20 protein-coding genes are annotated in these 23,523 nt (G+C 70.5%); 17 read left to right on the top strand and 3 right to left on the bottom strand.

Going from position 1 to position 23,523, the window contains the following annotated elements; all coding sequences use genetic code 11:
• Positions 1 to 58: 58 nt before the first annotated feature.
• From WEF05_06555 to WEF05_06540, 4 genes are all read left to right on the top strand, one after another.
• The gene (locus tag WEF05_06555) at positions 59 to 1,444 is read left to right on the top strand and encodes an MFS transporter (GenBank protein MEX1101545.1); all 1,386 of its coding nucleotides are present in this window, start codon (positions 59 to 61) and stop codon (positions 1,442 to 1,444) included.
• A 15-nt stretch (positions 1,445 to 1,459) separates the two neighbouring features.
• The gene (dinB, locus tag WEF05_06550; protein MEX1101544.1) at positions 1,460 to 2,695 is read left to right on the top strand and encodes a DNA polymerase IV; all 1,236 of its coding nucleotides are present in this window, start codon (positions 1,460 to 1,462) and stop codon (positions 2,693 to 2,695) included.
• Positions 2,696 to 2,781: 86 nt separating this feature from the next.
• Positions 2,782 to 3,153 carry a DUF3040 domain-containing protein gene (locus WEF05_06545; protein ID MEX1101543.1) on the top strand — a complete coding sequence of 124 codons (372 nt, stop codon included), beginning with the start codon at positions 2,782 to 2,784 and terminating at the stop codon, positions 3,151 to 3,153.
• Positions 3,154 to 3,344: 191 nt separating this feature from the next.
• Positions 3,345 to 3,833 carry a MerR family transcriptional regulator gene (locus tag WEF05_06540; protein ID MEX1101542.1) on the top strand — a complete coding sequence of 163 codons (489 nt, stop codon included), beginning with the start codon at positions 3,345 to 3,347 and terminating at the stop codon, positions 3,831 to 3,833.
• A 28-nt stretch (positions 3,834 to 3,861) separates the two neighbouring features.
• On the opposite strand, the gene WEF05_06535 is transcribed toward WEF05_06540, so the two are convergent.
• The 3 genes from WEF05_06535 to WEF05_06525 are packed head-to-tail and all read right to left on the bottom strand — an operon-like array spanning position 3,862 to position 8,386.
• On the bottom strand, positions 3,862 to 6,192 hold the full coding sequence (locus tag WEF05_06535; GenBank protein MEX1101541.1) for a DUF3488 and transglutaminase-like domain-containing protein: 2,331 nt from the start codon (positions 6,190 to 6,192) through the stop codon (positions 3,862 to 3,864).
• Entirely contained in the window at positions 6,144 to 7,379 is a 1,236-nt protein-coding gene (locus tag WEF05_06530; protein ID MEX1101540.1) for a DUF58 domain-containing protein, read from the bottom strand. The genes WEF05_06535 and WEF05_06530 overlap by 49 nt, the downstream gene beginning before the upstream one ends.
• 23 nt (positions 7,380 to 7,402) lie before the next feature.
• The gene (locus WEF05_06525; GenBank protein ID MEX1101539.1) at positions 7,403 to 8,386 is read right to left on the bottom strand and encodes a MoxR family ATPase; all 984 of its coding nucleotides are present in this window, start codon (positions 8,384 to 8,386) and stop codon (positions 7,403 to 7,405) included.
• A gap of 346 nt (positions 8,387 to 8,732) precedes the next feature.
• Here WEF05_06525 and WEF05_06520 point away from each other — a divergent pair, with 346 nt between their 5' ends.
• The 13 genes from WEF05_06520 to murB all read left to right on the top strand — a co-directional run bounded on the left by WEF05_06520 (position 8,733) and on the right by murB (position 23,427).
• Complete coding sequence (locus WEF05_06520; protein ID MEX1101538.1) at positions 8,733 to 9,170, top strand: HNH endonuclease; 438 nt, start codon at positions 8,733 to 8,735, stop codon at positions 9,168 to 9,170.
• 289 nt (positions 9,171 to 9,459) lie between these two features.
• On the top strand, positions 9,460 to 9,891 hold the full coding sequence (mraZ, locus tag WEF05_06515; GenBank protein MEX1101537.1) for a division/cell wall cluster transcriptional repressor MraZ: 432 nt from the start codon (positions 9,460 to 9,462) through the stop codon (positions 9,889 to 9,891).
• Between the two features lie 158 nt (positions 9,892 to 10,049).
• A complete protein-coding gene (gene rsmH, locus WEF05_06510; protein MEX1101536.1) occupies positions 10,050 to 10,913 on the top strand; it encodes a 16S rRNA (cytosine(1402)-N(4))-methyltransferase RsmH in 864 nt (287 codons plus the stop codon).
• Positions 10,910 to 11,392 carry a hypothetical protein gene (locus WEF05_06505; GenBank protein ID MEX1101535.1) on the top strand — a complete coding sequence of 161 codons (483 nt, stop codon included), beginning with the start codon at positions 10,910 to 10,912 and terminating at the stop codon, positions 11,390 to 11,392. The genes rsmH and WEF05_06505 overlap by 4 nt, the downstream gene beginning before the upstream one ends.
• Positions 11,389 to 13,155 (top strand): penicillin-binding protein 2, encoded by a 1,767-nt coding sequence (locus WEF05_06500; protein MEX1101534.1) that lies wholly within the window; start codon positions 11,389 to 11,391, stop codon positions 13,153 to 13,155. Before WEF05_06505 ends, WEF05_06500 begins: the two co-directional genes overlap by 4 nt.
• 161 nt (positions 13,156 to 13,316) lie before the next feature.
• The gene (locus tag WEF05_06495) at positions 13,317 to 14,810 is read left to right on the top strand and encodes a UDP-N-acetylmuramoyl-L-alanyl-D-glutamate--2,6-diaminopimelate ligase (protein ID MEX1101533.1); all 1,494 of its coding nucleotides are present in this window, start codon (positions 13,317 to 13,319) and stop codon (positions 14,808 to 14,810) included.
• Entirely contained in the window at positions 14,807 to 16,192 is a 1,386-nt protein-coding gene (murF, locus tag WEF05_06490; GenBank protein ID MEX1101532.1) for a UDP-N-acetylmuramoyl-tripeptide--D-alanyl-D-alanine ligase, read from the top strand. The genes WEF05_06495 and murF overlap by 4 nt, the downstream gene beginning before the upstream one ends.
• On the top strand, positions 16,189 to 17,232 hold the full coding sequence (gene mraY / locus WEF05_06485; protein MEX1101531.1) for a phospho-N-acetylmuramoyl-pentapeptide-transferase: 1,044 nt from the start codon (positions 16,189 to 16,191) through the stop codon (positions 17,230 to 17,232). The genes murF and mraY overlap by 4 nt, the downstream gene beginning before the upstream one ends.
• A 26-nt stretch (positions 17,233 to 17,258) precedes the next feature.
• Positions 17,259 to 18,572 (top strand): UDP-N-acetylmuramoyl-L-alanine--D-glutamate ligase, encoded by a 1,314-nt coding sequence (gene murD / locus WEF05_06480; protein MEX1101530.1) that lies wholly within the window; start codon positions 17,259 to 17,261, stop codon positions 18,570 to 18,572.
• The gene (gene ftsW / locus WEF05_06475; GenBank protein MEX1101529.1) at positions 18,565 to 19,899 is read left to right on the top strand and encodes a putative lipid II flippase FtsW; all 1,335 of its coding nucleotides are present in this window, start codon (positions 18,565 to 18,567) and stop codon (positions 19,897 to 19,899) included. The genes murD and ftsW overlap by 8 nt, the downstream gene beginning before the upstream one ends.
• Entirely contained in the window at positions 19,896 to 21,008 is a 1,113-nt protein-coding gene (gene murG, locus WEF05_06470; protein MEX1101528.1) for an undecaprenyldiphospho-muramoylpentapeptide beta-N-acetylglucosaminyltransferase, read from the top strand. Before ftsW ends, murG begins: the two co-directional genes overlap by 4 nt.
• Positions 21,005 to 22,483: a UDP-N-acetylmuramate--L-alanine ligase gene (gene murC / locus WEF05_06465; GenBank protein ID MEX1101527.1), complete on the top strand. Its 1,479-nt coding sequence runs from the start codon at positions 21,005 to 21,007 to the stop codon at positions 22,481 to 22,483. The genes murG and murC overlap by 4 nt, the downstream gene beginning before the upstream one ends.
• Positions 22,480 to 23,427, top strand: coding sequence for a UDP-N-acetylmuramate dehydrogenase (gene murB, locus WEF05_06460; GenBank protein ID MEX1101526.1), 948 nt, complete (start codon positions 22,480 to 22,482; stop codon positions 23,425 to 23,427). Before murC ends, murB begins: the two co-directional genes overlap by 4 nt.
• Positions 23,428 to 23,523 lie beyond the last annotated feature (96 nt).

Here is a 23,523-nt window from a genome sequence, read left to right as displayed (position 1 = left end):
GTTCCGGAGCGAGCGGCCGGGGATCGGCACGGCATCGGATGTACCGGAGAGGAGGGCGATGGGGGGTCGCGACGAACGCCGCGCTCCCGGACCCGACCCGGGAGAGGAGCCCCGGCGCCTCGACGAGAGGGGTCTCGTCGAGGAGGGACTGCTCGATCCGTCGATCCTGCACGGCCCGGCTCTGCCGCCGCACGTGCTCACGATCCGCCCGTTCCTGTGGATCGTGGTCGGATGGACGGTCGCCCACACCGCGTTCTGGGCCTACTTCGGCACGCTGTTCGCCGACGCTGCGTTCGGCTACGACGCGTCGGCCGCGCAGATGGCGCTGCTTCTCGGCACGTTCTCGCTGCCGTTCGTCGTGGTCACCCCGTTGCTCGGGATGCTCGTCGACCGGTGGAGCCCGAAGTGGCTGCTGCTGATCGGTTTCGCCGTACTCGCTGCCGCGATCCCGGTCGCGGCGCTCGCGACCTCGCTCGTCTGGCTCGGAGCCTCGATCGCGGTCGTCGGGATCGCGGCAGCGGCGATCGACCCCGCTCGCTCGTCCCTCACCGGCCTCCTGGTGCCGAAGGACCAGCTCGTCCAGGCGAACGGGATGATGTCGGCGTCGACGCATTCGGCGTTGCTCGTCGGGACGATCGGCAGCGGGCTCCTGCTGGGTGCGACCGGCAACGCCGACGTCGTCTACACGGTGGCTGCGATCGTCGCGGTGGCCGGACTGCCGTTCTTCTTGCTGATCCCCGACCTTCGGCAGTCGGGGGAGCGGCCGGCGATGAGCTTTCGCGACCTCGGCCAGGGCGTGGTCACGTCGTGGCGCCACCCCGAGCTCCGGCTGCTGCTGTTCCTGGCGCTGCTCGGCTACGTGATCATGAATCTGCTGTTCTCGCTCGAACCGATCCTGATCCGAGACGTGATCGGGGGTGGACAAGAGGGCGTGCAGTTCCTCTGGGCCGCGAACGGGTTCGGGGCGATGGTCGGCGCTCTGCTCGTGTCGCGGATCCGCGAGGGTGTCGGGCTCGAGCTGTTGCTGATCGCGGGCGGGTTCGTCCTGGCCGGGCTCGGGATGATGGTGTACGCGGGCCTGGCGATCTACGCGGTCGCGGTCGTGGCCACGATGCTGATCGGCGCCGGATTCTCGCTGTTCTTCTCGGCGGCGCTGGCCCTGGTGCAGCGAGCGGCCGGTGAGGAGGAGATGGGTCGGGTGACGGCGGTGCTCGGCGTGCTCTCGGAGGGGACGGGATTGCTGTCCTCGATCGTTCTCGCCGGTGTCGGCACGTTCGTCGCGGTGCAGCCGGTCCTGGTGGGCTCGGGGATCGTCCTGGCGCTCGGTGGGCTCGGGGGTCTCCGACGGCTCCGGCGTCTGCAGGCGGCGGGGCTCGCCGAACCCGCGCCACCGGGTGCTCCGATCGCCGGGATCGGCGCCGGACGCCGCCGCCGGGAGCCCTGAGGAGGGATCGGGCCCATGTCCGCAGACGACTCGGTCCCCGGCGGTTCGGCCCCGGACGCGAACACCCCCGCGGGCACGCGACCTTCCGAGCCGATCCTGCACGTGGATCTCGACGCGTTCTACGCGGGGGTGGAGGTGTTGAAGGATCCGTCGCTCGTCGGCAAACCCGTGGTCGTGGGCGGCGTCGGGAACCGCGGGGTCGTTGCCTCCGCCTCGTACGAAGCTCGCGCGTTCGGGGTACGTTCGGCGATGCCGATGGTCCGTGCGCGGCGGCTGTGTCCCGATGCGGTCGTGCTGCCGAGCGACTTCACCGCGTATCGCGCGCATTCGAACCGGTTCCGCGAGGTGCTCCTCGGCTTCACCCCGGCGGTGGAGCCGCTCTCGCTGGACGAAGCGTTCCTCGATGTGGGCGGGGCGACGCGCCTGTTCGGGTCGCCCTCGGAGATCGGGCGAGCGATCCGTGCCGAGGTCGCTCGGGAGGTGGGGGTGACCTGCTCGGTGGGGGTCGCGCCGACGAAGTTCGTCGCGAAGCTCGCTTCGGACGAGCGCAAGCCCGACGGCATGCACCTCGTTCCCGTCGGTGGGGTGCGCGCCTACCTGGAACCGCTGCCCGCCGAGCGTCTCTGGGGAGTGGGCGCCAAGACCCTGGAGCAACTGCACCGGATCGGGGTGCGCACGATCGGCGAGATCGCCGCGACCCCTCGGACGATCCTCGCTCGCCTGCTCGGCGACGCGCAGGCGTCCCACCTGACCGAGCTGTCGCACGGCCGGGACGATCGGGACGTCGTGCCTTACGAGGCGCCGAAGTCGGTGAGCCACGAGGAGACCTTCGAGCGCGACCTCGACGCCGAGCAGGATATCCTCCGCGAAGCGCTCCACCTGGCCGGTCGGGTCGGTCACCGGTTGCGTACCGAGGGCTTCCGGGCGCGGACCGTCACCTTGAAGGTGCGCCTCGCGACGTTCCAGACCCTGAGCCGGTCACGCACGCTTCCGGACGCAACTGATATCGCGGCCGACCTGTACCGGGTTGCGTGCGAGCTGTATCGGGCTCTACCCGGGCAGCGACGCCGGGTGCGCCTGCTCGGGGTTGCCGCGACGGGGCTCGAGTCCGCGGGAGCCGAGCAGCTCGCCCTGCTCCACGGCGACCGGTGGGGGGATGTCGAGCGCGCGCTCGATCGGATCGAGTCGCGATTCGGCACCGGGAGCGCGATGCCGGCTGCGTTGCTCGATCGCGGCCGCGACCTGCGCTGAGGCCCGCCCCTTCCCGAACAGGCACGCCTCCCTATACTGTGACCAGACGGCGCCCGGCCGTGTCGGGATCCCACCGGGTGGAGGCCATGCCACTCTCCGACCACGAACAGCGCATCCTCGAGGAGATCGAACGGCGCCTCGTCGAAGACGATCCCCGTCTGGCGGAACAGGTCTCGACGACCTCGCTCTATACCCACCTCTCGCGCCGGATCCGGTGGGTCTCGCTCGCGTTCCTCGCGGGGTTCGTGCTGCTGTTGTGTTTCGCGCTGTCGCTGGAGCTCGCGGTGGCGGGCTTCGCGATCATGCTGGTGTCGGCGCTGCTCGCGTACCGCTATCTCCGTCAGATGGGACACGACCAGCTGCGAGCGCTGCAGGAGGGTGACCGCTTCTCGTTCGCGTCGTTCCTCGCGCGGATGTCCGGCCGGTTCCGCGACGGCCGCCGTTCGCCCGAGGACTAGTCATCGTTCGATCCCCGCGGGCACCGACGATGACGTGTGCGCTTGTCATGGTCGCTCGGCCTGCGGTACAAACAGCGTCTCTTCTCCAAGGGTGCATGACCGTCGACGCGAACGTGGCCTTCCCCCCTCAGGCGCGATGACGAAGGTGCACCCGCTGGCAGACAGTTCGGGGATCGGTCGAGGGGGAGCGTTTGTCGACGGAAGGATTCACCGCGCACCAGGCGTGCAAGTTCACCGGGTGCTCGCCCCGGCAACTTCGGTACTGGGATCAGATCGGACTCGTGGAACCGTCGGTCCAGGCCACTGGTGGTCGGCCGGGCGTCGCGCGGTTGTATTCGTTCCGCGATCTGGTCGCTCTCAAGGTCGTCCGGTCATTGTTGGATGGCGGGATGTCGTTGCAGCGCGTGCGAAGGGCGTGGACCTACCTCAACAAGACCGCGGGTCTCGAGGAGCATCTGTCCGAGGTCAAGCTCGTGACCGACGGTGTGAGCGTGTTCAAGGTGTGCCGTCGTGACGGCGAGGTGCTCGACGCCTTGCGGGAGGGCCAACTCGCCTTCTTCGTCGCGATCGACGAGATCGTGACCGGGGTCGAGGCCGACGTGGCACAGTTCCGCGACGACCGGAGCCGGTTCATCCGGGCCCTCCGCGACGCGGCCGCGGACGTCTACGCCACGCCCTGAGCTAGGCACGCCTGGCCGACCGACCGGTTCAGAGGCCGCGCCTCCACACCGATCCCAGGTGACGCAGGCGACCCCGACGTTTCCGCAGGTCGTGGAGGGCGCTCCGGGCGCTCCGCCGAGCGTGACGAGCCTCCTGCGGTTGGACGGGACCCGCGCCGAACGCAGCCCGTTCGGCGAGCGTCGTGAGGCTGCGCAGTCCGAGGTCGTCGGAGGCGTTTGCGCGGCGCGGGCCTCCCGTCGGTGCCGCCGCGAGCCGGACGCGCGCACCGAACTCCTCGAAGGTCTCGTTCGGCTGCCGCCGCAGACCGAGATCTCCTGCCCGCGCCGCGAAGACGTCGTAGGTGGCCAGGACGAGCTCGCGCGGATCCTTCGTCCTCGCGCGGGCGAGCCGGACCTGTCGGCGGAGCGCCTTGGCCGGGGGAACCAGGGCCAGCCCGATCGCGAGGAACAGGGCCACGAGGCCGAGCGTGGGCGCCACGTACCGTCGCCAGCTGGGCTCGGGAAGGGGCGCGGGTGGCAGAGGGGCGTCGTTGGCGATCCGGTCGGCGCGCGGTCTCGCCCGGTCGCCCGTGCCGCCGGCTCCGCTGCGCGTGCCGCGGTCGCCCCGGCGGGGCCCCGTCTCGCAGTTGCGCCCGGTGCACGGGGTGAGGGTCGTCGGCGCCAGGTAGCTGGCCGCCGCGAGATTGTCGCGGCTCGGCGTCGGCTCGAACGCGAGCCACCCGTAGTTGGGGAAGAAGACCTCGACCCAGGCGTGCGCGTTATCGGTGCTGACCTCGTAGCGACCCACCCCGATCGCCACGCCCGTCGTGAACCCGACGGCGACGCGTGCGGGGATCCCGATGCTTCGTAGCATCACCGCCATCGTTCCGGCGAACTGCTGGCAGAACCCCCGCTTGCTCTGGCTGAGGAAGTCCACGAGCGGGTCCCGGCCGTCGGGCGTTTCGTACCCGTCGTCGTAGCGGAAGCCGCTCGTGGGGCTCCGGAGTCGTTCCTGGATCTCGAACGCTCGCTCGTAGTCGGTGGACAGGCCCTGGGTCCAGGCCGCCGCGGTGTTCTCCACCACCGTGGGGACGTCCGAGGGAAGCGCCACGTAACGCTGCTCCAAGCCAGGATCGGCCCCCGGCTCCAACTTCAGCTCCTCGGGAGAGGGCGCGGGCAGAAGGGATGCGGCCGTGTACTCGGTGCCGCCCGCGAGCGGCTCAGGCGCGACGATCGTGCCGAGGTCGGGGTCGAACTTGAACGAGGTTCCCCCCAGGTCCAGGGAGGTCGTGGGGTAGGCGGCCGGTACCCACGTGAATCCGAGATCGTCGATCACGGTGAAGGATTGACGCGACGGCGTCGCACCGGCCGGGGGGTTGACGGGCAGCGCCGAGCCCGACTGCAGGTCCATCCCGTCGAAGGCCTGGAGATCGTCCGCTCGCCAGGTGGTTCCGTCGAAGGTGTCCAGTGAGAGCAGGCGCCAGTAGGTGGGTTCGTCCGATTCGACCCGGAACAGTTTCACGGGCGTCTCCCGGTTGAGGCTGTCGCCGATCGACACGAGCGGGTCGAGGTTCGGATCGCCCGACGCGGAGCTGCGGACGGCGATCAGACCTTCCCCTCCGTACCCGGGGAGCAGTCCCGGCGCGAGGACGGCGATTGCCAGCGTCAGCGCGGCCGCTCCGCCCGCGCGCCGAGCGAGCGCCCCCGCGCTCCGCGCTCGGGGACCCGCATCGATCGTGTCCTGCGGGTCTGCGTCGTGGGGGTCCGGTGTCCCGCGCGTGTGGACCGGCCCCCATTCCCGGATCCGGCGGACGCCGTCGGCCAACAGCAGCAGCACCGCCCCCCCCAGGAACAACGCGGCGAACGGCAGTGTCCCCTCGCCCCGGAGCGCGGCATCTGCGAAGGCGATCAGCGCGACCGAAGGAGCCAGCGCGAGCGCAGGGCTCGCCGCCCGGACGGCGAGCGCGTGCGCGGAGAACGCGGCCGCGGAGACCGCGGTGATCGAGGCCAGCAGCAGCGGCGCGATCGGCGCGGTCGGGGAGACCTGCCGACGCGCCTGGGGACCCACCTGAGCGAGCGCCTTGCCCGCGCGTCCGAAAGTCTCGCTCGTGGGCAGCCCGAACCACAGCGTGTCGGGGAACACGAACCAGGCGATCGACAGGATGAGGATGCCGCCGGCCGCCACCGTGGCGAGCCAGAGCCCTCGCCGCTCGAGGAGCACCCCGACCGCGATCGCGAGCCAGGCGGCGAAAACGAGCTTGAGCGCGGCGCCCTGCGTGAACACACGGGAGAACGCGAGCGCGGTCGCACCCGTGATCGTCGCCAGAGCGACTACCGCGAGGAGACGCCCGCCGAGCGGGGTGTGTCGTTCGTCGTCCATACGTCCTGCAACCTCATGGTCGGAGTGAGCACCACCGTGTCCCAGCCGGAGCGTGTCAGTGCCGTGTGCGCCTGCGATGCACGTGTCTCGAGCTGGGTCCGTCGATCGGCAGGCAGCGATGCGGGCTCGACCGGGTGAACGAGCACCGCGAGCTTCGGGCCGAAGCCGGCCCCGGTGCGGAGCAGTGAGGGAAGTTCCCCGGGCACCGGGGGAGCGGTAACGATCACGAGCGTGGAGTCGGAGGCCGCCGCCGCACGCACCCGTGTCAATGCCGACTGCGGAGATCGCGTGGGGTCGTCCCCGACGTCGGCGAGTGCGTCGAGGAGCGCCTCCTCGTTGACGAGCCTGGGAGCGAGCGCAACCGTGGCGAGCCGGACGCCGAAACCGGTCCGGCACAGGAGCACGCCGACCGACGCGGCGCTGCTCACGCAGCGCTCGAAGGATGCATCGCGACTGCGTCCCACGGTCGCCTGCCGCGTGTCGAGCAGCAGCACGGCCTGACCCCGCCGCGTCGACTCGTCCTGACGGATCATCAACTCACCGGTACGCGCCGTACTGCGCCAGTGGATCCGGCGCAGGTCGTCGCCCGTCTGGTATTGACGCATCGTGAAGAACTCGTCCCCCGTCCGCAGCAAGCTGCGGGTGCGCGAGGACCCCGCGCCGTGGCCGAAGGCGGCTCCGGCGCGCCCTGTGAGGTCCTCCACCTCGGGCATGACGACGAGCTCGTCGAGATCGTCGACCTCGAGGCGTCGGCGGGTGAGGGCGAACGGGTCGGAGAGATCGGCCGTGATCGGTCCGATCCGGAACCGTCCGCGGGCGGTGGCGGCGATCGAGTACCGAACCCGCTGTCGCGAGTGCGCGTGCACGCCGGGGAGCACGAGCCGTGCGCTCGGCCCGAGTGCCGAAGGCATCCGGTCCTCCAGCAGGACGAGTGAGCTCGAGACCGCGGAATCGTTCGTCACGTCGATCTCCACGCCGACGCGCCGGCCGGGCTGCACGCGGACCTCGGTCAGGTGGCGGCGGACCTGCAACCGGTGCCGGGTACCGCGACCGAGGAGCGCGGTGATGATCGGAAGGGCGAGGACACCGATCGCGATCACGTGCACCGAGGGTGATCCGAGGAGGACCGCGAGCACCCAGAGGCCGATGCCGCAGGCGCCGACGAGGAGTCCGCGGCTCGACGGCATCAGGGGTCTCCGGACATCCGGTCTCAGCGCCCGGTCACGGGTACGGGCACGTCTGCGAGCAGCCCCGTGAGGATCGCCGCGGCCGAACGTCCACCCATCACGGCGTCGGCGCCGACGATCAACCGGTGGGCGAGTACCGGGACGGCCAGCTCCTTCACGTCGTCGGGAACGACGTAGTCGCGGGCCTGAGCCGCAGCGAGGGCGCGCGACGCACGGAGCACGTGGATCGATGCGCGCGGGCTCGCGCCGAGGTACAGGTCCTGGTGCTGGCGGGTCGCCTCCACGAGGTCGACGATGTACCGGCGCACCGACGGAGCGACGTGCACGGCACCGGCGAGCCCCACCATCTCGGCGACGCCGCGTGCATCAGCGACGGGAGAGATCTCCTGGAGCATGGAACCCGTTCCGTGTGTGGCTCCATGCGAGGCGAGGATGTCGGCCTCGACCTCGGGCGCGGGATAGCCGATCGCGAGCCGCAGCATGAACCGATCGAGCTGCGCCTCGGGCAGGGGATAGGTGCCCTCGTGCTCGATCGGGTTCTGAGTCGCGATCACCATGAACGGCGTACCGAGTTCGTAGGTCTCGGCATCGACGGTCACCTGGCGCTCTTCCATCGACTCCAGCAGCGCGGACTGGGTCTTCGGGCTCGCGCGGTTGATCTCGTCGGCGAGCACGATGTTCGCGAAGATCGCACCCGGCCGGAACTCGAAATCGGCTCGTTCCTGATTGAACACGTTCACGCCGGTGACATCGGTGGGCAACAGGTCGGGCGTGAACTGGATCCTGCGGAAGCTGCAGTCGACCGATCGGGCGATCGCCTTGGCGAGCATCGTCTTGCCGACACCCGGAACGTCCTCGATCAACAGGTGTCCTTCGGCCATCAGACACACGAGCGCGAGACGGATCTCCCGATGCTTGCCCTGGACGACGCGTTCTACGTTGGCTTCGATCTGCTGGAAACGCTCGGAGAACGCTTGCCACTCTCGAGGATCGTTGTCCGCTTGCACCGTGCCTCCGAGCTCCGTCGGGGTGTGAGGACCACAATCGTAGCGTGGGTCCGCGAAAGGGGAACCCGTCGGAGGAACGAAGAGGAACGACGGAACGCCGGGTCGAGAACGAACCTCGGACGCCCCGCGCGGCCCCTTTTCGCTACTCCAGGCGTTCGATGCCGTTCCGGCCCGACGATCCGCCGTTCCTGAGGCGGATTACACCGTTGTGATACGGCCGATGCAAGCACCTTCGTGAACCCGTCTCGCGCCTGGGGCGTTGTATGCTCGCTGCACCCGGGCGTCTCCCCGGGCCCGGCCCATGGGAAGATCGCTCGTTCTGAACGTCTCGAACCAGCCCCTCGCGGTGGTCACAGCGCAGAGGGCGGTTGTGCTCGTCCTCAAGGACAAGGCCGAGGCGGTCGCACAGAACGGAGCGATCTTCCGGTCGGAGCGCTACGCGATCGAGGCCCCCTCCGTGGTGCGTCTCCGGTACTTCGTGAGGGTTCCCTTCCGCCCCCGCGCCCCGCTGACGCGCCGAGCTGTGTTCGCTCGCGACGGACACTCGTGCCAGTACTGCGGGGCGCCGGCCGAGAACCTCGATCACGTCGTCCCGCGTTCCAAGGGTGGACCCCATAGCTGGGAGAACGTGGTGGCCAGCTGTCGGCGCTGCAACTCCAAGAAGGAGAACCGGATGCCCGAGGACATCGGGTACCGGCTGCGCCGCCAGCCGTTCGTTCCCTCGGATGGGTTCCGTCTGTCGCTCGGGCGTGTCGAACCCGAGTGGGAGGCCTACCTGATCTAGGCTCGGCCGGCCCGGACCGTCCCTCTCTGCTGCGTCGTCGACCCCTCTCCCTTCCATCCGGTCCCCTGCGGCGCTCCCGTTCTCCAACTGTCGTGACTTTCACAGCTGTAACTAGCTGCATGTTCTTGACCAGGTGGAGTGCAGGTGGCATAAAGGTGGCCCAAAGTGGAGGAGCTGGGAAGCGCGTCGTTCGCGCCTCCCAGGAGGAGAGGGGGGCGCGCCGTTCGCGCCTCCCAGGAGGAACGGGTGGGCGCCGCGTGCGCCTCCCAGGAGCAGAAGGGGAGGACGCGTGGCCGAGCTCCTCGGCACGCATAGCTACAACCTCGACCCGAAGGGGCGGATCTCACTGCCCGCGCGGTTCAGGGAGGCGTTCGGGGATGGTGCCTTCTTGACGCTCGGACAGGACGGCTGCCTCTTCTGCTTCCCCAGGGTCGAGTGGGAACAGCGTGCCGACGAGGTGCGCTCCGCCCCTCTCTCCGACACCGAGGGCCGGGCCTATGCCCGGATGTTCTTCGGGAACGCCGAGGCCGTGGAGCTCGATTCCCAGGGCCGACTCGTCGTGCCGAACCGCCTGCGACAGCAGGTCGGCATCGCGAAGGAGGTCGTGGTGGTCGGCGTCATGGATCGGATGGAGATCTGGGATCGGGGGGCCCACGAGCGCTACACAGAAGCGTTCGGTGGTTCCTACCAGGCGGGAACGCTGTACCCGTCTCGGTCCTGACCGACGGAGGGAGACGCATCAATGGAGCCACCCAACGTGCCCGACCCACGCCAGATCGCTCGCGAGCTGCGCGAGAGCCTGTCCCTGTTCGGGTTCCTCGTTCTCGCATTGATCGTGCCGGCCGTGGCAGGCCTGGCGCTCACGGTCGCCTGAGACCGATGTCGGACCGACGTCACGTTCCGGTGATGGTCGACGAGGTGGTGCGGTTCCTTGGGGACCGCGGCACCGTGCTCGATCTGACGCTCGGGCTCGGCGGTCACGCTGAGGCGCTCCTCGAGGCGGGGGTCGGTTCCGTCGTCGGCGTCGACCGAGATCCCGCCGCGATCGCGGCGGCGACCGAACGGCTCACGCCGTTCGGGGAGCGGTTCCGTGCGGTCCGGGGGCGCTTCTCGCAGGCCGATCCGGGAGCGCAGGTCGACGGCGTTCTGATGGACCTCGGCGTCTCGTCGATGCAGCTGGACGATGCCGATCGAGGGTTCGGGTTCCGAACGGACGGACCGCTCGACATGCGGATGGGCGGCGAGGGCGAGGAAGGGACGCGATCCGCGCTCGAGCTCGTGAACGAGCTGTCCGAGAGCGAGCTCGCCGACCTGATCTACCTGTACGGAGAGGAACGACGCGCGCGTCGCGTCGCGTCGGCGATCGTGCGGGCGCGCTCCCGCAGCCCGATCGAGACGACCGATGAGCTCGCGCGCGTGGTCGCGGGTGCGCTGGGGAAGCGTCCGGGGGGCCCCCACCCCGCACGCAGGACCTTCCAAGCGCTCCGCATCGCGGTCAACCGGGAGCTCGAGGAGCTCGCCGCCTCCCTGCCTCAGGCGGTCGGGTTCCTCGCTCCCGGTGGCCGCATCGTAGCGATCGCCTACCACTCTCTGGAGGATCGCGAGATCAAACACTTCTTCCGCGACAGCGAGCAGCTCCGCGTGCTGACGAAGAAGCCCCTGCGTCCGACCGAGTCCGAGACCGTCGCGAACCCTCGGGCACGCGCCGCCAAGCTGCGTGCCGCCCAGCGGGAGGCCGCGTGAGTGTCCCCGCCCGCGTCCAGTCCGGGGCGATGCGCGTTCCGGCGACCCGGAACCACACCGCCCCCGTCCCGGCGACGCGACCGATCCGTCGTCGCACGCCGGCGCCGGTCGTTCGCCGCCGCGTGCGCCACCACGTGGGGTTCACGGTGTTCGCGTCGCTGATGGTCGGTGCGACGGTGATCGGTCTGGTCGCGTTGAACGCGATGCTCGCGCAGACCTCGTTCAGCATCGACGACCTGCGGTCGAAGGCGGACGGCCTGGCGGACCGGCACACCACCTTGACGCGCCAGGTCGCCGATAGATCCTCCCCCGGTCGGATCGCCGACTGGGCTGTCCGGCACGGTATGCGTCTCCCCGACGACATCCACATCCTCCACGTGCCGGAGGGCAGCATCGGTCGGCCGGATCCGGCCGGGGGACGGACCCTCGACACCGCCGGGCCCGAGCTCGAACCCGTCGCGGACGGGATCGTGCGGTGAGCTCGGTCGCCCGCCGGGGAACGGTACCGCCGATCACCGCGCGGCGCCGGTCGGTGGCGCTGGGTGGCGCCCTGTTGGTCGCGATCCTGCTGCTGGCCGCCCGCCTCGCTCAGCTGCAGATCGGCGAGCACGCGGAGTTCAGTGCCCTGGGCGAGGCGCAGCGTGTCGCGACGATCGAACTGCCCGCCTCCCGCGGACAGATCCTTGATCGGACGGGCGTGCCGCTGGCGATGTCGCTGGAGGCGAAGGACATCTACGCCGATCCTCGCTACGTCGAGGACCCGGCCGCGACAGCGGCCACGTTGTCGGAGGCCCTCGGGCTGGAGGCTGCGGCCGAAGGCGCTCTCGCCCGCGACCTCTCCGAGGAGGGATCGAGCTTCGCGTACGTCTCCCGGCAGGTGGGCGCGGCCCTTGCGACGAAGGTGGAGCGCCTCGAACTCGCGGGCATCGGGATGTTGCCGACGACCAAGCGGACCTATCCCGCCGACGATCTGGCCCCGCAGGTGTTGGGCGCGGTCGGGTTCGGCGACGACGACCTGCCGAGGGGACTCGCGGGGCTCGAGCTGCAGTACGACGATCTGCTGTCGGGATCTCCCGGAGAACGGGTCCTGGAGGTCGCGCGTGACGGCCGTCCGATCGTCTCGGGTGAATCGACCGAGCGCACGCCCGTGCCGGGCAGCGATCTCGTCACCACGATCGACCGTCAGTTGCAGTACGGGGTGCAGGCCTCGCTCGCCCAAGCCGTGGCCCGCAACCACGCGAAGGGCGGAACGGTGATCGTGTTGGAGCCCGACACGGGAGACGTGCTCGCGATGGCCACCGCTCCGTGGTTCGATCCGAACCGATTGGACCGCGCGACCGAGGCGCAGATGCGAAACCGCGCTGCCCTCGATGCGTTCGAGCCCGGGTCGGTGAACAAGGTGATCACGACCGCCGCCGCGGTCGAGGAAGGAGCGGTCGGCCTCGAGGAGCGGTTGATGGTCGCCGATCGGATCTACGTCGGCGACGAGCTGATCCGCGACTCGCATCCGCATCCGACCGAGCAGATGACGATCGGCGACATCATCGCGCAATCGAGCAACGTCGGAACGATCCAGGTCGCGGATCGACTCGGATCGGGTCCGCTCGCGACCTACCTGGCGAGGTTCGGACTCGGTCGTCCGACCGGGATCGACTTCCCGGGCGAAGCCTCCGGGTCGTTGCTGACGCTGTCCCAATGGAACGAGACGAGCCGAGCCACGATGTCCTACGGTCAGGGGATCTCCGCGACCCCGCTGCAGATGGCGGCGGTGTACGCGACGATCGCGAACGGCGGCGAGTGGGTCGCCCCCCGGCTCGGAAGGGCGACCGTCGGCGCGGACGGAGAGCTCACCGAGGCGGCGGACTCGCCACGCCGGCGCGTCGTCTCCGAGCGGACCGCAGAGCTCGTGGCGCGGATGCTCGCGTACGCCGTCGACGAGGGGACGGGCTCGGCGGCGAGGATCCGCGGCTATCAGGTCGCCGGCAAGACCGGGACCGCTCGCAAGCCGTACGAGGATCGCGCGGGGTACTCGAAGCGGTACGTGGCCTCGTTCATGGGATTCCTCCCGGCGTCCGACCCGCAGGTGGTGATCGTCGCGATCCTGGACGAGCCCGCCACGGTCTACGGCGGGATCGCATCGGCCCCCCTGTTCCAGGAAGTCGCCCGGTACGCGATCCAGCGACTGGGCATCGCGCCCGGACGGCAGGTTCCGTTGCCGCCGAACGAGCTCGCGACGGACTGAGGTTCACCGCGAGCGCACGCCGAGGGGGAGACGGCTTGAGGCCAAGGACGATCGAGGGGAGCGGGGACCCCGGGATCCGCGCGTCCGCCGATGGCGGAGGAACCGGCGGCGGGGCTACCGCCGGGTCGCACCACGACCCGGCGGTAGGCTCTGTGGCGCCCGTGGCTGCGAAGACCCCCCCTGCCCGGCCCCTCAGTGATCTGGTTGCCCGTCTCGCCGCGTACGGAGGCGCCGGGCACGAGATCCGCGGCGATGCCGTCCACGTCGTCGATGTCGCCGACCGATCCGACCGCGTCCTGCCCGGCGCGCTGTTCTTCTGCGTTCCGGGCGCGACGGCCGACGGCCACGCGTTCGCGCCGGAGGCCGTGGCGCGCGGGGCGTCGAGCCTCGTCGTGGAGCGGTGGCTCGAGGACCTTCCCGTGACCCAGGTTCTCGTCGGATCGGTCCGCGCCGCGATGGGCCCGATGTCGGCTGCGTTCTTCGGGTCGCCCTCGGCACGGATCTCGCTCGTCGGCATCACCGGGACGAACGGCAAGACGACGACCACCTACCTGCTGGAATCGATCTTCGCGACCGCCGGACGCATCGCCGGATTGATCGGGACCACCGGCGCCCGCGTGGCGGGAGCCCCGGTTCGGTTCGAGCGCACGACCCCCGAGGCGCCGGCGCTGCAGCGGGTGCTGTGGGAGATGGCCGAAACGGGCGTCAACGCGGCCGCGATGGAGGTCTCATCCCACGGCCTCGAGCAGCATCGGGTGGACGGCACACGCTTCGCGATCGCCGTATTCACGAACCTCAGCCAAGACCATCTCGACTACCACGGATCGATGGAGTCCTACTTCACGGCGAAGGCCCGGCTGTTCACGCCGTCGTTCGCCGACCGGGCCGCGATCGATGTCGACGATCCGTACGGGCGGCGCCTGGTGGAGACCTCGGTCCCCGCACGAACCTTCGGCACGATCGAGGAGGCGGAGCTGCGAGCGACCGACATCCGAGTGGAAGTCGGTGGCATCCGGTTCCGGGTGGACGGGATCGACATGCATTCACCGCTGCGCGGCGCCTTCAACGTCGGGAACTGCCTCGCGGCGATCGCCGCGGCGCGGGAGTTGGGGATCGACGACGCCGCGATCGCGCGCGGCATCGCGACGATGCCCGGTGTTCCGGGTCGGGTCGACCCGGTCGACGAAGGGCAGGACTTCCTCGTGCTCGTCGACTACGCGCACACACCCGATGGCGTCGAGAACGTCCTGCGGGCGGCGCGTTCGCTCGCCGACGGCCGCGTCGTGATCGTCGTGGGGTGCGGCGGGGACCGAGACCGTGAGAAGCGCCCCCTGATGGGTCGCGCGGCGACGAGCCTGGCCGACCTGACGATCCTCACCAGCGACAACCCCCGATCTGAGGACCCTCTCGCGATCCTGGCGGAGATCGAACCCGGTGCGAAGGCCGGGGGAGGCGCGTACGAGGTGGAGCCCGACCGACGCGCGGCGATCCGGCGCGCCGTTCGCTCTGCATCCACCGGAGATGTCCTCGTGGTCGCGGGCAAGGGACACGAGACCGGCCAGGAATTCGCCGACCGAACCGTTCCGTTCGACGATCGATCGGTCGCCGCCGAAGAGCTCCGCGCGCGCCTCGACCCTCGGGGAGAGCCGAGGTGAAGGCGCGTGCGCTCTCGCAGATCGCGGAGCTCGTCCATGGCACGCTGGAAGGGCCCGACGTCATGGTCGATGCGGTGACGACCGATAGCAGGACGGCCTCGGAAGGGGCGCTCTTCGTCGCGATCCGTGGCGAGACACACGACGGCCATGCGTTCGTCGGTGCCGCCCTCACCGGCGGGGCTGCCGCCGCGCTCGTCGATGCCGACCCGGGGCCGATCGGTGCCGGGGCCTCCCTCGTGCGGGTTGCCGACACGGGGCGGGCGCTGCTCGACCTGGCCGCCGCCCGGCGCGGGGAGCTCGACGCCCGCGTGGTCGGCGTGACGGGTGCGAACGGGAAGACCTCGACGAAGGACTTCGTGACGGCTGTTCTGGCCACGCGGCTGCGCATTCATGCCAGCCCGCGGTCGTTCAACACCGAAGTCGGCGTGCCCCTCACCGTGCTCGACGCCCCGGACGATACCCAGGCGCTCGTCCTGGAGCTGGGCGCGCGACGCCGGGGCGACGTGCGTCTGCTGTGCGAGATCGCCCGTCCCGACGTGGTGATCGTCACGAACGTCGGTGTTGCGCACATGGAGATCTTCGGGTCGTGGGAGGCGATCGTCGAGGCATCGGCCGAACCGATCGAGGCGCTGGGTGAAGCGGCGACCGCGATCCTCGCCGCGGACGATCGGGTCGTACGGGGCTTCGAGAGGCGGACACGCGCCCGCGTGCTGACCTTCGGGCGCGCGCCCGGCGCAGACGTTCGGGCGGTCGATGTTGAACTGGATCGCCTCGGGCGAGCGAGCTTCACGGTCGAGGCGGGGTCCGATCGCGGTCGGACGCGGCTCGCCGTCCCCGGGGAGCACATGGTCCAGAACGCGCTCGCCGCGATCGCAGCCGGGCGGGCCCTCGGGATCCCGCTCGCCGACGCTCTGGTCGCCCTCGAGCATGCGCACGTGTCGGCGTGGCGTATGGAGACGTTCGAAACCCGCGACGGTGTCGTCGTGGTCAACGACGCCTACAACGCCAACCCGGAGTCGATGGCGGCGGGCCTGAAGGCTGCCCGATGGATCGCCCGCGAGAAGCGACTGATCGCCGTCCTCGGGCACATGGCCGAGCTGGGCCCGATCTCCCTCGAGGAGCACGAACGCCTGGGCGACCTCGCCACGCGCTTGCGCGTCGACGTGCTGATCGCCGTCGGCGACGGGGCTCGGCCGATCGCGATAGCGGCCGTCCGCGAAGGTCTGGAGCCCGGCGACGTCCACGTCGTCGGATCACCGGAGGAGGCAGCGACCCTGCTGTCGGGGATCCTGCAACCCGGGGACGTGGTCTTCCTCAAGGGTTCGCGCGTCGCGGGTCTCGAGCGGCTCGCGACCGCGTTGCGCGAGGGGGTGCCTGCATGACCTCGATCCTGATCGCGGCGGCGATCGGTCTGTTCGTGACGCTGCTCGGCACGCCGCTCGCGATCCGCTTCTTCCGGGTCCACGGCTGGGGCCAGCGGATCCGGGAGGACGGTCCGCACACGCATCTGGAGAAGATGGGGACCCCCACGATGGGGGGAACGGTGATCGTCGCCGGTATCGTCGCGGCGTACCTGGCGACCCGGGTCTTCCGCGGCTTCACGTGGGAGGGGCTGGCTGTGCTGGTCGCTCCCGTGGGGTTCGGGATCGTGGGGTTCGTCGACGACTACATCAAGGTTCGCCGACGTCGCTCGCTCGGCCTCTCCAAGCTCGGGAAGATCGCCGGGCAGGCGATCGTCGCGGTCGCGTTCACGTGGATCGCGGTCGCCCTCGCCGACACCTCGACGGAGCTGTCGTTCATCCGCGGGACCGGGGTCGACCTCGGCGTCCTGTTCTTCCTGTGGGCCTTCCTGATGCTGATCGCGACGACGAACGCGGTGAACCTGACCGACGGGCTGGACGGGCTCGCCTCCGGATCGGGGATCCTCGTGCTCGCCGCGTACGTCTTCATCGCGTTCTGGCAGTTCCGTCACCCGTGCAGCAGCGGGTTGCCGGCCTGCTACCCCGTCGACCTGAACGGGGCGCTCGACACCGCGATCGTCGCGGCCGGCGGAATGGGTGCAGCCGCCGGGTTCCTCTGGTGGAACGCGGCACCCGCGCGGATCTTCATGGGCGACACCGGCTCGCTCGCCCTCGGAGGCCTGCTCGGGGCGCTCGCGATCGTGACGAACAGTCAGATACTGCTCATCATCTTGGGCGGGCTGTTCGTCCTCGAGGCGTTGTCGGTCATCATCCAGGTCGTCGCCTTCCGGATGTTCCATCGGCGTGTCTTCCGCATGGCGCCGATCCATCACCACTTCGAGTTGCTCGGCTGGCCGGAGTTCACGGTGATCGTGCGCTTCTGGATCGTGAATGGGCTCGCGGTCGCGTTCGCCCTCGGACTGTTCTACGCGGACTTCCTCGCACGCGGGGGGATCGGATGAACGCCTTCGCGGGGGAGAGGGCTGTGGTGGTCGGCGCCGGAACGAGCGGGCGGGCGGCCGCGCGGGCGCTCGCGGAGGAGGGCGCCCGAGTCCTGGTCACCGAACGCGGATCGATAGCCGACGACGACGCCTTGAGGGCGCTCGGCGTCGAGATGGCAACGGGAGGGCATCGCCCGGAGCACCTGGACGGCGCGAGCCTCGTGGTCACGAGTCCCGGGGTTGCCCAGAGCGCCGAGGTCCTCGGATGGGCGCGCGAGCGCGGGCTGGCGATCTGGAGCGAGCTCGAGCTCGGGGCCCGGTTGTGCACGGTGCCGTACGTGGGGATCACCGGAACGAACGGCAAGACGACGACGACCGAGATCGTTGCCGCATCGCTGCGTGCGACGGGGCTGGACGCGATCGCCTGCGGCAACATCGGACATCCGTTCTCCCTCGCGGCGCGCGAGGCGCGGGACGCGCTCGCCGTCGAGGCGTCGTCGTTCCAACTGCACTTCTCTCAGACCTTCCGCCCTCGCGTTTCCGCGCTGCTGAACGTTGCGGACGATCATCTCGACTGGCACGGTTCCCGCCGCGCCTACGTCGAGGCGAAGGCGCGGATCTTCGAACTGCAGGCCGGGGACGACGTCCATGTGGGCAACGCCGACGACGAGGAGGCCGCGTGCGTCTCGCGAGCCGCGCGGTGCCGCGTCGTTTGGTTCCGGCTCGGCCCTCCGGCCGACCAGGAGGTCGGCTTCGTCGACGGTGATCTCGTCTCGCGCCTCGGAGGCGAACCGGAGGTCCATATCGGTCGGCCGGCCTCGGAGACGGGGGGATTCCGAGCCGACGCCGCGGCCGCGACCGCCGTCGCCCTGTCGTACGGGGTGCCGGCCGAGGCGATCCGCGAAGCTCTGCTCCAGGTACGGCCGCTCCCACACCGCGGCTCGACCGTCGCGACGGTGGACGGCGTCCGGTTCGTCGACGATTCGAAGGCGACGAACCCACACGCTGCTCTTGCGGCGCTCGACGGACTCCGCGACGTCGTCTTGATCGCCGGCGGACGGTCGAAGGGTGTCGATCTCTCGCCGCTCGGCGAGGCTGCCGGACGGCTCTCCGGCGTCGTGGCGATCGGCGAGGCGGCGGGCGAGATCGCCGAGATCTTCGCGGGTCGCGTCCCGGCCGTTCACCGGGCGGGATCGATCGAAGAGGCCGTCCGCGCGGCGGCCGATCAGGCCGTGTCCGGGGGCACCGTGCTGCTGGCCCCCGCGTGCGCGAGTCAGGACATGTTCACCGACTATCGCGAGCGCGGCGATCGGTTCGCCGCGGCCGCGCGATCCCTGCAGGAGGAGCGTTCCGTTGGTTAGCAGAGTGGAGACCTTCCCCACCCGGCGATTGCGCCTGGTGACCCCGTGGCCCGTGAAGGAGAAGCGCGCGCGTTCGGCCACGGTCGCTCGCGCGCGGGCGGCGGCGCGCAACGACATCGTCCTGCTCCTCGTGCCGACGGCGGTCCTGGTCGCGATCGGGCTCGTGATGGTGCTCTCGGCCAGCTCGGTGTCCGCGGCGCTCGAGTTCGGCTCGAGCTTCCACTACTTCTTCAAGCAGTCGCTGTTCGCCGTGCTCGGGGTCGCGCTGCTCGTCGCCTGCTCGCGGGTCTCCTACGGGGCGTGGCGGGCACTGGCTCTGCCGGTGTTGATCGCCGCTGCGGCGTTGCTGCTGCTGGTCCTCCATCCCTCCTTCGGGATCACCGGCGGAGGGTCGGCGCGGTGGTTGCAGTTCGGGCCGGTCACCGTCCAGCCTTCGGAGATCGCGAAGCTCGGTCTGATCGCGTTCGCTGCGATGATCCTGGAACGCAAGGCCCGCCATCTGGATGATCCGCTCCATCTCGCGCTACCGCTGTTGCCCGTCGTGCTCGTCATCGCGGTGTTGGTGATGCTGCAGCCGGACCTCGGGACGACCCTGCTGCTCGCGGGGAGCGTGCTCGTCGTCATGTTCCTCGCCGGCGTGCGGCTGCGGCTGCTCGCGGCGGTGGCGGCGATCGGCGCGCTCCTCGGGTACGCGCTGATCATGGGGGAGAGCTACCGGCGTTCGCGGTTCCTGTCCTTCCTCGACCCGTGGTCGGATCCGCAGAACACGGGCTACCACCTGAAACAATCGTTGATCGCGCTCGGTTCGGGAGGCTGGACCGGCCTCGGGCTCGGCGCGAGCCGGCAGAAATGGCTCTACCTCCCCAATGCCGAGACCGACTTCATCTTCTCGATCCTCGGCGAGGAACTCGGTCTGTTCGCGGCCTTCGGTGTGCTCGCGTTGTTCGCGGCCTTGTTCGTCGCGGGGATCCGCATCGCGATGCGCGCCCCGGATCCGTTCGGACGGATGCTGGCCGGGGGGATCACCGGGTGGCTCGGCATCCAGACGATCGTGAACCTCGGAGCGGTGACGGGCTTGCTCCCGATCACCGGCGTCCCGCTGCCGCTGCTGTCCTACGGCGGTTCGAACCTCGTCGTGACCCTCGCGGCGATCGGCATCCTCTGGAGCGTCGCGCGGGCCGCGGCGTCCTCGGCCCGGGGATCCTCGGGTCGTGCGCGCTCGGCGCAGAAGGCGAAGGGGTCCCAGAGGAAGTCGAAGAGCTCGCCGAAGCGCGCGACGAACCGCGTGTCCGCAGGGCCGCGATCGAGACCCCGCGCGAGCAGATGAAGGTCGTGATCGCGGGCGGGGGCACTGCGGGTCATGTCTTCCCGGCGCTCGCCCTCGCCGGGGCGCTCGAGCGCGGCTACGACGCCGAGATCTCGTTCCTCGGGACCGCGACCGGACTCGAAGGACGGCTCGTCCCGGAAGCGGGGTACCCGTTCACGCCGGTACGCGCCGCACCGCTGCGCCGCACGCCGTCGGTCGCGATGTTTCGGGCGCCGTTCACCGCGCTCGGCTCGGTTGCCGATTGCGGGCCCGAGGTCGCCGACGCCGATGCGGTCGTCGGGGTCGGCGGGTACGTGAGCGTCCCGGCCGTGCTCGCCGGCGTGCGGGCGCGCCGCCCGGTGGCGTTGCACGAGCAGAACGCGATCCCGGGGCTCGCGAACCGCCTGCTCGCTCGGTTCGCCACGGTCGTGGCGCTCTCGTTCGAGGAGGCCCGCGGGATGTTGTCGAAACGGCCGCACGTGGTCGTGACCGGCAACCCGGTGCGCGAGACGGTCCTGTCGGTTCCCGCGAACCGGAGCGATCTCGCGGCCCGAGCCCGGGAGCGATTCGGGCTCGATCCCGATCGCATGACGGTCCTCGTGTTCGGTGGAAGCCAGGGAGCACTGCGGATCGACCACGCGATCGCCGACGCGATCGAGCACCTCCAGGATCGGAACGATCTGCAGCTGCTCGTGCTCACCGGACGCGGGCACCTGGGCGTCGTCTCCGAGCCCGCCGAGCACGCGGGATCGCTGCGCGTGATCGCCCTCGAGTTCTGCGACGAGATGGAGCTGGCCTACGCTGCGGCGGACGTCGTGGTGGCGCGCGCCGGCGCGACGACGATCGCAGAGGTGACCGTGTGCGGGCTGCCCTCCCTGCTGATCCCCTACCCCCACGCAACGGGGAACCATCAAGCCGCGAACGCCCTCGCCGTCCAGCGCGCGGGGGCGGCGGCGATCCTGCACGACGACGATCTCTCCGGACCCCTGCTGACGACGCGCCTTCGCGAGCTGCTCGACGACGACGACCGCTTGTCGGCAATGGCGCACGCAGCGACGGGGTTCGGGCGACCGGACGCCGCCGGGGCGCTGGCGGCCGAGGTCGCGACGATCGCCAGGAGCCGGACGTGAGCGAGCGCCGGGACCTGCCGCCCCTGTACGCGCGGGCCGGCTATGCGCCCCCCGCCGGAAGCATCCCGACGATGGCGGTTCCGATCCTGGCGAAGGTCCGGCAAGCTCACCTGATCGGCGTCGGTGGTGCCGGCATGAGTGGGATCGCTCGGTTGCTCGTGGCCCGCGGTATCGAGGTGACCGGATCGGACCTGAAGGACGGCCGCGGACTCGACGAGTTGCGCATGGCGGGCGCGCGGATCCATATCGGCCACGATGCGGCGGCGCTCGGCGACCCGGACGTCGTGGTGATCTCGTCGGCGATCCCCGAGCGGAACCCCGAACTGGTGGCGGCACGCGAGCGCGGGATCCCCCTGCTCGCACGCGCACAGGCGCTCGCCGCCCTCGCGAGCGGATACAGGACGGTGGCGATCGCGGGCACCCACGGGAAGACCACGACGACGTCGATGCTCGCCGTGATCCTGGAGCGGTGCGGGGTGGATCCGACGTTCGTGATCGGCGGCCACCTCAACGAAAGTGGATCTGGAGCCCGTCACGGCGCCGGGGATGTCTTCGTGGCGGAGGCCGACGAGAGCGACGGTTCGTTCCTGTTGCTGTCGCCCGACGTCGGCATCGTCACGAACGTCGAGGCGGATCATCTGGACTTCTATAGCGGCGGCTTCGAGGAGATCGAGGCGGCGTTCGCGGCGTTCGTGCTGGGCTCGAAGCTCGCGGTCGTATGCGGTGACGACCCCGGCGTCCGCGGCGTGCTCGCACGCATCGAGCGGTCCGGCGGCACCGTCGGGACCACGCTGACCTACGGGCTCCAGGAGGGGAACGACGTCCTGATCGCGCCCGGAGAACACAGCGCGGAGGGCATCTCGGGCGAGGTCGTGGCGCGCGACGGGAGGCGAGCGAGGCTGGTCCTTCGCCGGCCGGGCGTGCACACGCTGCTGAACGGCGCTGCCGCCGTGCTCGCGGCGACCGCCGTCGGGGTGCCGCTCGAGCGGGCCGCGGAGGCGGTCGGGACCTTCACGGGCGTGCACCGGCGCTTCGAGCATCGCGGTAGCGCGCGCGGCGCGACCTTCATCGATGACTACGCGCACCACCCGACCGAGCTCGTCGCGACGCTCGCGGCGGCGCAGGAGGCCGACGCCGGGCGGATCGTGGCGGTGTTCCAGCCACATCGGTACAGCCGGACGCAGCAGCTGTGGCGATCGATGGGTGCATCGCTCGCGGGTGCGGACGTCGCGGTCATCACCGACGTCTACGCGGCCGGGGAAGAGCCGATCCCGGGGGTGACAGGCAAGTTGCTCGTCGACTCCCTGGCCGAGCACGACCGAGCGACGCGCATCGTCTACTTGCCCCACCGAGCCGACGTCGCCCCGTTCCTCGCGTCGGAAGTGCGGGCCGGCGATCTCGTCCTGACCCTCGGGGCCGGCGACGTGACGATGGTCACGGACGAGGTCCTGGATCGGCTCGAGGAGACCGGGTGAATCCTCGAGAGGTTCGGGGGGCGGTCGAGCGAGCCGCGGAGATCCTGCGTGCCTCGGTGGGCGACCGGCTCCGGCCCGGGTTCGTCCTGGCGCCCCTGACGACGCTGCGGATCGGGGGCCCCGCGGACCTGTTCCTAGAGCCGCAGTCGGAGGAGGACCTGAGAACGGTCGCCCGCGCGCACCGCGAGACGGCGCTCCCGGTCACGACGATCGGCAAGGGCTCGAACGTGCTGATCGGTGACGGGGGGATCCGCGGAATCGTCCTGCGTCTTGGGAAGGGGTTCCGCTTCGCCGCGCGGGACGGCAACCGGCTGACCGGCGGAGGGTCGATGCCTCTTCCAGCCCTGGCCGGTGTCGCCCTGTCCCATGCGCTCGCGGGGCTGGAGTTCGGGGTGGCGATCCCGGCCACGCTCGGAGGCGCGGTGCGGATGAACGCGGGGGCGCATGGTCACGAGATGCAGGAGGTGATCGAACGGATCGATGTCTTCGATCTGGAGGCGTCGACCGTGGTGCCGGTTCCCGCTGCCGAGGCGGGATTCGCCTACCGGACGGCGGAGCTCCCGGTAAGCGGCGTGATCGTCGGCGCGGTGGCCCGCCTGGGGTCGGGTGACCCCACCCAGATCCGGGCGCACATGGACGAGGCTCGCGACTGGCGACGGCGCACCCAGCCACTCGCCGAGCCGAACTGCGGGAGCGTGTTCAAGAACCCCCCCGGCGACCATGCGGCACGCCTCGTGGAGGAGGCCGGCGGAAAGGGCGTGAAGGTCGGGGGCGCCAGCGTCTCGCGCAAGCACGCCAATTTCATCGTGGCGGAACCGGGAACCCGGGCACGGGACGTGCTCGAGCTGATCCGGTCGATCCAGGACCTCGTCGCGGCCCACAGCGGAGTCACCCTGGAAACGGAGGTTCATCGTGTCGGAGATCTCGATCCCGCGACCGGCTGATGCCGGAGCCGCGAAGCGATCGCGCCCCGCAACCCGCCGGCGACGCGCGGGGGCGCATCGTGCCGCACGTCACCCGTCAGGATCCCAAGCCGCTGC

The sequence above is a fragment of the Actinomycetota bacterium genome (assembly GCA_040881665.1).
In the GTDB taxonomy this organism is placed as follows: domain Bacteria; phylum Actinomycetota; class UBA4738; order UBA4738; family HRBIN12; genus JBBDWR01.
Note: the sequence above shows the minus strand (reverse complement) of the source record. Positions and strands in the feature narration are given on the sequence as shown.

What these genes read in the sequence shown, in the direction of transcription:
- WEF05_06555 (MEX1101545.1), top strand. Translation starts at nt 59, where the DNA reads ATGGGGGGTCGCGACGAACGCCGCGCTCCCGGACCCGACCCGGGAGAG.
- dinB (MEX1101544.1), top strand. Translation starts at nt 1,460, where the DNA reads ATGTCCGCAGACGACTCGGTCCCCGGCGGTTCGGCCCCGGACGCGAAC.
- WEF05_06545 (MEX1101543.1), top strand. Translation starts at nt 2,782, where the DNA reads ATGCCACTCTCCGACCACGAACAGCGCATCCTCGAGGAGATCGAACGG.
- WEF05_06535 (MEX1101541.1), bottom strand. Translation starts at nt 6,192, where the DNA reads ATGGACGACGAACGACACACCCCGCTCGGCGGGCGTCTCCTCGCGGTA.
- WEF05_06530 (MEX1101540.1), bottom strand. Translation starts at nt 7,379, where the DNA reads ATGCCGTCGAGCCGCGGACTCCTCGTCGGCGCCTGCGGCATCGGCCTC.
- rsmH (MEX1101536.1), top strand. Translation starts at nt 10,050, where the DNA reads ATGTCGGACCGACGTCACGTTCCGGTGATGGTCGACGAGGTGGTGCGG.
- mraY (MEX1101531.1), top strand. Translation starts at nt 16,189, where the DNA reads ATGACCTCGATCCTGATCGCGGCGGCGATCGGTCTGTTCGTGACGCTG.
- murG (MEX1101528.1), top strand. Translation starts at nt 19,896, where the DNA reads ATGAAGGTCGTGATCGCGGGCGGGGGCACTGCGGGTCATGTCTTCCCG.